We start from the raw sequence: 5,320 nt of genomic DNA, 5'->3' as shown, positions 1-5,320 counted from the left end.
TGCGTATTGCTAACGGCTAAATTGGTTGTGGTTGCTGTGATTTTGGACGGTTTACCCAATGACAAAGTTTGATTGTCGCGTAACACGCCACCGCCAGTTAAACCTGCTCCTGCTGTGATAGTGGTGGTTTTGAGTGCGAATTGTTGTGTAGCTGTTTGCTGGTTTGCATGGATTAAATCGTTAATGCGAGCCATTTCTGCTTTGAGCCATGATGTGCGATTGGCGAGCTGGCGTGTGGGCTTATTGTCAATGCCATTTTCACCACCCATCACAGGGTCGGATGTTTCCCATTGGTAAACGCCTGCTTCCCAGACTGGGGTTTCTTTTAAATTTGCCATTTATGCAGTTCCTTTGTTGAATGTGCCGTCGCGCTGGGCTGTGCCGTTGTGGCGCAGGGCAGCAGCACGAAAATCCAATGCTGCCAACACGCAACGTGCTGGTGCAAAAGCGTGTAGTGTTTTGCGTAATAAAGCGGCTTGGTCGTTGGTAATGGTTTGGTTTAATTCAATGCGGTAATGCGCCCAGCGGTCGGCGTGTCCGTAAACGTATTTGCCGTCTCGGCTGATTTTGGCGTTGTGCTGTTTGCTATTTAAGCCTTCCACAAGATTGATTTCACCCAAACCCAAACGCCGCACGATTTCACGGATTGCCGCGTTCGCCTGTTTGAGTGCAGGCTGCTTGTAAATCTTGCTGGGTGCGATTGGTGTTTAATTGACCTTGTTCAATCGTGCTAAAAACGACATCGCCCACGGATACCAATGTCCCGATTAGGATATTCACTTCGCCGCTAAAATTGGCAGCCTGAAACCGTATCGTGCAACGAGCGGCAGACGCTTCCAATCGTGGCGTATTCACGTCATCACCGCATAAATCCAACATCAAACCTGTGGCAAAACGGACATGTTGTTGCCGATAGGCTTCGTTGATTTGCTGGCGGTTGAGCGTTTCGCGGTAGGCGAATGTGTTAATCAGCAAGCGTTCAATGTGGGCAGGTTGCAGCGTTTTGCCTGTGCGTGATTCGTAATCCGCAATCATTTCCGCCAACACCGTTTCAGGGTTGTCGTCCACGATTTTGACTTCTTCGCGTTTTAAATCGCTCACATTCATGTTGCTGTTCCTGTTGCGTAAATTTGGGTTTGATAGAGTTCGCTGGCGATGTCGTTCGCGATTCGCCATTCCACAATCATCGTGATGTGTGGGGCGTTGCCGCTAAATCGTACGCGTTCTGCTACGGCTCGTTTTTCCCATGTTTGAATCGCCAGCGTGATTTCACGCACCACGTTTGGCACGAAGATGTCTTCGGGCGTGTCCAAATAATCAAAATGGTTTGAGCCGAAATTGGGGCGTAATACGTCTGCGCCTTTGCGCGTGGACAAAATATTGTGGATACATAAATCAATGTCGTCCGCACCTTGCGTGATGCCGTTACCGCCTTGTGCGAGCTGCCAATGTTGGGAAATGGGGTGTTCGTAGTTCATGCGTCAATTATGCTTTCGGGCTGCCTGAATGGCTTTTAATGCGGATTAAAAAAGACAAAACAAAAACCGCCAAAATTTCCTGATGTCAGGAATTTTGACGGTTTTGATTTATTCGGCTGAACTGGTTTTTGCCCCATCGCCTTGTTCGGTGTGAACGTGATTTTGTAACGAAATGGCACCTGCTGAAATATCGCCTGTGGCTTTCAGGCTGCCTGAAATCGTGGCAGCTGCACCACTACCGCCCGAACCTGCCATGCCTGCGGTGTAAGTGAGTAAGCCGTTTACCGTGAGTGTTTTTTGAACAACGGTATCCGCGTCAATCGTTACCATTCCATTCGTTTTGATGAGTACATCGCCAGTCTTGCGATTGTGCTGAATGCGCGTGCCGTTGGCATATTGCAAAACGTGCAAATCACGGCTAGTCGCTGGCACAGGGTCAGCCTCATTGTAAATCGCGCCTAAACACACGCCACTTTCGCCACGCGCGTCCAACAGGCAAACCACCAACGCGCCCATGTCAGGCAAACAGTAAAACTGATTGCCACCTGCCGCCAGCGTAATCATGGGCAGCCAATCAGTTTGCAGATTTTCCAATGCTGGCAGCACCACGCGTACAGCGTGTTTTTTATCGTCAATTTCCGCAACCGTACCAAATTGCAATGTGGCGGTAAAATCATGATTTTCAGGCTGCCTGAACATTTTGCTGCTCCGTATCTTCATCTATGTATTCAATCATTTTGACTTCCAATTCAGTCGTATAACCACGTGAATGGCTGTAATCATGTCGCGCTTGTTTGACCAAATATTTCCCTGAAAAATGTCCTATTTTGACTAATTGCACCGTCTGCCCCGCCACCAATAAAGCATGACCAAACAACGACACGCTGCCTGCGCATTGTTCATCCTGCGCGTTGTCTAGTGCAGCTTGGGCGCGGCGGTTTAATTGCGCTTGACTTTCGCCACTACGTGCCACAATTTTAAGCATATCGCTTGTGGTCGGGCGTTTAGCTGGTTTCTTTCGCGATTGACGCCGCGATTTTGTCTTTTTCGTGGACTGAACGGTTTTTTTGGTTTTGTGGTTAAAACTAGATACTTCCACAGCAGTTGGAACGTTTTTAATCGCATCTCGCAATCGGATACGGATTAAGTTTTCAGGCTGCAAGATAGCCACCGCTTTGCGTTCTACCAATTGTTTACGACTTTCAAATACAAGCGTTTTGTTGCCGACAATTTTGAATGTATGCCCATATTCATGTGCCAATCGGGTAAGAAATTCAATATCGCGTTCTTGATATTGGGTAACGCGTTGGATTTTGATGTCCGCCACGCTGCCTGAAACGTTTAATTTCAGTCGTTTGGCTACCATTCGGACAATCGCCGCCAACGTGGTATTTTCATAGGCTTTGGCTTTTAGGGTACGATTGGCTTTGGTAATGCCTGTGCTTAATGCTTTGAGTGTTACTCTGTCGCCGCCGTTTTGACTGCGCTCCCATTCAATCTCCGCAATTTCAAAGTTACCCCAGTTAATCAAGCCTGTGAACTGGTCGCCAGCCGACAAACTCAATTTATCCCCTTGTTCGGGAAACCATGAATGCAACCAACGCCTGTCCGTATCTTCAAATTCAACCTGCAATTCATCTGACTGTTCACCCAAATAATCCGTGTAAGTAAACGATAACAGATAGGGCGCGATGTCGGCTGTGATGTCTTTTTGTTCGTATTGCAAAACAAAATCAGGGCGTGTAACGGGGTGCTGGTTTTCGCTTTTCAGGCTGCCTGAAAGTAAATTCATTATCTCAACCATGGCGGCATTTTCTCCTGATTACGTTGTATTTTTTGCTGTATGACGGGGATAAACACGGTCAAGCCGCTTTCAAACTGTTCCGCAAACGGCAAATGCGGATTAGCTGCAATCAAGCGGTCAATCTCAAAAGCGGTGCCATAATGCTTATGCGCAATCGTGTCCCAACGGTCGCCATCGAGCGTGGTGTAAATTAAAACGCCGTTCATGTTGCATCCTTTCGTGTCGCAATCCATGCGATTAAACCTTGCACGGCTGCTGTGCCGTTTTGCAGACTTTCAGCGGCAGCATCTATCGCGTTTGCACCGTTATTTAGCCAATCTCCTACATTGCCACTGTCAAATCCTGCACGAAGTTCACCGACCGCGTTACCCAGCTGCGAAGCCGCTTGGCTACTTTGTAGTGCGAATTCGGCTACGCCTTTTAAATCGCCCAATTTTGCGGTGATTTCAGGCAGTGTGTTTAATTTGCCCAACGCACCACTTGCCACACCCAATACATCACCCACAATATGCAATGCGCCTGCTGGGTCATGGCGCAACTCTTTGGCAGCCTGAAACAAGCGTTGTGCTTCGTCAATCTCTTTTTCCACCGTGCGATAGACTTTCACGGCTTTTTGCACATTCTCTACGATTGGCGAAACTTGGCTTTTCGCGCTTTCAGGCAGCATTGCCAATAATGGATTTTGGCTGCCTGAAATAATTGCGGGTGTGGGAAGTGGGTTATTTGGGTCGCCCACAAATTCGGTCAGTTCAATGTCCAATTCACGCGCTGCCGTGCGACCATTGCCGTCCATTTGCGTGGTGCGACTGGTCAGCCGTTCAATCACAAACCAGCCGACAAATCGCCCAGAACCGTACACCAAACTTACCGCTTGCTGGACTTCTTTGGCGGCAATCAAGCCCTTGTATGCCGTGTCCACATCGCCCAGTTTCCAATGCAATTTGATGCCGAACCGTAACTCGGTCAAATCATTACCCATCGCTTGCAAACGCGGTCTGCCTTTCAACACATCGTGTTTGGCGAAAGTGGCGGCGTGGGTTTCTTCAAGAGTCGTGAAACTGTTCAATAATTCAAATTTCACATCGCCCAGTTGTGCAAACATCAATAAGCCCTCCGTATTTTTTCTGCCATCATACGTTCAAGCGTTTTTTCAAATTCGTACAATGACATTTGTAAACCTTGCTGCATTTGTGCGGACATATTACCGCCACCATTGATGTTAATCGTGGGGTTGAAATGAATGGTCATTGCACCGCCATTGTTGAATTGTGCTTGGCTGTATTCGGCTCGCGCTTGGCTTAAATTATCCGCATTGGCAGATAGCCGCGCCGACAAATCGCTGCGAAAACCGCTCATTCGTTCGGCAAAACGGTTTTTTAGGTTACTTGCCAGTTGGCGGATTTTGCCAATGGGCTTATCCGCGCTTTTGTTTACGCCAATCGCCAAGCCTTCGGTCATAAATCCGCCATACGAGCGGAAAACACGGCTGGGAGAATGAATTTGCATTGCGCCTGTAAATGCACCTTTCACACGCGCTGCCAAATTTTGCGCCATTGCAACCACGCGTCCAATGCCAGCCGAAATGCCGTTAATCAAGCCGTCAATCATGTTTGCGCCGTAGCTTGCCCATCTGCCTACTTCGCCGCCAAACAATGCCGCAATCGCATTCAAAATGGCACGGATTGCGCCCAAAATAGACCAGTTCATTACCAGCGCAACCATGTTGCTTAATCCGCCTTGCCATACGGATTTAACCTGTTCAATAACCATAAAGACCACATTAAACAGGCTATCAAAAATCATGCGCCAACCGTTGATAATCGCACCGCCAATCGCTTGAACATTCCCCAGTAGTGTTCCCAACATCGCGCCAAAAAAATAGCCAATGCTTTGCGATTTTTGCGCCGTTTCATCGCTAACCAAACCCAGCTCACGAAACCACGCGATAATCGGCTGCACAAATGCCACAGCCAAATCAAATAAACCTTTCCAGCCAGCCCCTATCATTTCCAGCAAAGGCATAATGGGCGCAATACCG

8 protein-coding genes and 1 pseudogene are annotated in these 5,320 nt (G+C 48.2%); all 9 read right to left on the bottom strand.

The features are described 5' to 3' along the window. Positions 1-338: pseudogene (locus BQ5809_RS07845) on the bottom strand (tail fiber protein); the annotation flags it as partial. Continuing rightward, entirely contained in the window at positions 339-635 is a 297-nt protein-coding gene (locus BQ5809_RS07840) for a hypothetical protein (protein ID WP_231954121.1), read from the bottom strand. 4 nt (positions 636-639) lie between these two features. Next, positions 640-1,107, bottom strand: coding sequence for a baseplate J/gp47 family protein (locus BQ5809_RS07835; protein ID WP_081353480.1), 468 nt, complete (start codon positions 1,105-1,107; stop codon positions 640-642). After that, the gene (locus BQ5809_RS07830) at positions 1,104-1,478 is read right to left on the bottom strand and encodes a GPW/gp25 family protein (RefSeq protein ID WP_038314558.1); all 375 of its coding nucleotides are present in this window, start codon (positions 1,476-1,478) and stop codon (positions 1,104-1,106) included. The genes BQ5809_RS07835 and BQ5809_RS07830 overlap by 4 nt, the downstream gene beginning before the upstream one ends. Positions 1,479-1,586: 108 nt before the next feature. Next, entirely contained in the window at positions 1,587-2,198 is a 612-nt protein-coding gene (locus BQ5809_RS07825; protein WP_071461641.1) for a phage baseplate assembly protein V, read from the bottom strand. Next, positions 2,161-3,270 carry a phage late control D family protein gene (locus tag BQ5809_RS07820; RefSeq protein WP_032827571.1) on the bottom strand — a complete coding sequence of 370 codons (1,110 nt, stop codon included), beginning with the start codon at positions 3,268-3,270 and terminating at the stop codon, positions 2,161-2,163. Before BQ5809_RS07820 ends, BQ5809_RS07825 begins: the two co-directional genes overlap by 38 nt. Further along, positions 3,270-3,488: a tail protein X gene (locus BQ5809_RS07815; protein WP_003785084.1), complete on the bottom strand. Its 219-nt coding sequence runs from the start codon at positions 3,486-3,488 to the stop codon at positions 3,270-3,272. The genes BQ5809_RS07820 and BQ5809_RS07815 overlap by 1 nt, the downstream gene beginning before the upstream one ends. Next, a complete protein-coding gene (locus tag BQ5809_RS07810) occupies positions 3,485-4,384 on the bottom strand; it encodes a phage tail protein (RefSeq protein ID WP_003785083.1) in 900 nt (299 codons plus the stop codon). The genes BQ5809_RS07815 and BQ5809_RS07810 overlap by 4 nt, the downstream gene beginning before the upstream one ends. After that, positions 4,384-5,320 (bottom strand): phage tail protein (locus BQ5809_RS11010; protein WP_420911739.1); only part of this gene is annotated, 937 nt, incomplete at its 5' end. The genes BQ5809_RS07810 and BQ5809_RS11010, both read right to left, overlap by 1 nt.

The organism is Kingella kingae ATCC 23330 (assembly GCF_900111845.1).
GTDB lineage: Bacteria > Pseudomonadota > Gammaproteobacteria > Burkholderiales > Neisseriaceae > Kingella > Kingella kingae.
The sequence above is the reverse complement of the archived record's forward strand: the minus strand, read 5'-3'. Positions and strand labels throughout refer to the sequence as shown.

Excerpts from the sequence above, each read along its gene's own strand:
- BQ5809_RS07835 (WP_081353480.1), bottom strand. The coding sequence starts at position 1,107 with ATGAATGTGAGCGATTTAAAACGCGAAGAAGTCAAAATCGTGGACGAC.
- BQ5809_RS07815 (WP_003785084.1), bottom strand. The coding sequence starts at position 3,488 with ATGAACGGCGTTTTAATTTACACCACGCTCGATGGCGACCGTTGGGAC.
- BQ5809_RS07825 (WP_071461641.1), bottom strand. The coding sequence starts at position 2,198 with ATGAAGATACGGAGCAGCAAAATGTTCAGGCAGCCTGAAAATCATGAT.
- BQ5809_RS07820 (WP_032827571.1), bottom strand. The coding sequence starts at position 3,270 with ATGAATTTACTTTCAGGCAGCCTGAAAAGCGAAAACCAGCACCCCGTT.
- BQ5809_RS07810 (WP_003785083.1), bottom strand. The coding sequence starts at position 4,384 with ATGTTTGCACAACTGGGCGATGTGAAATTTGAATTATTGAACAGTTTC.
- BQ5809_RS07830 (WP_038314558.1), bottom strand. The coding sequence starts at position 1,478 with ATGAACTACGAACACCCCATTTCCCAACATTGGCAGCTCGCACAAGGC.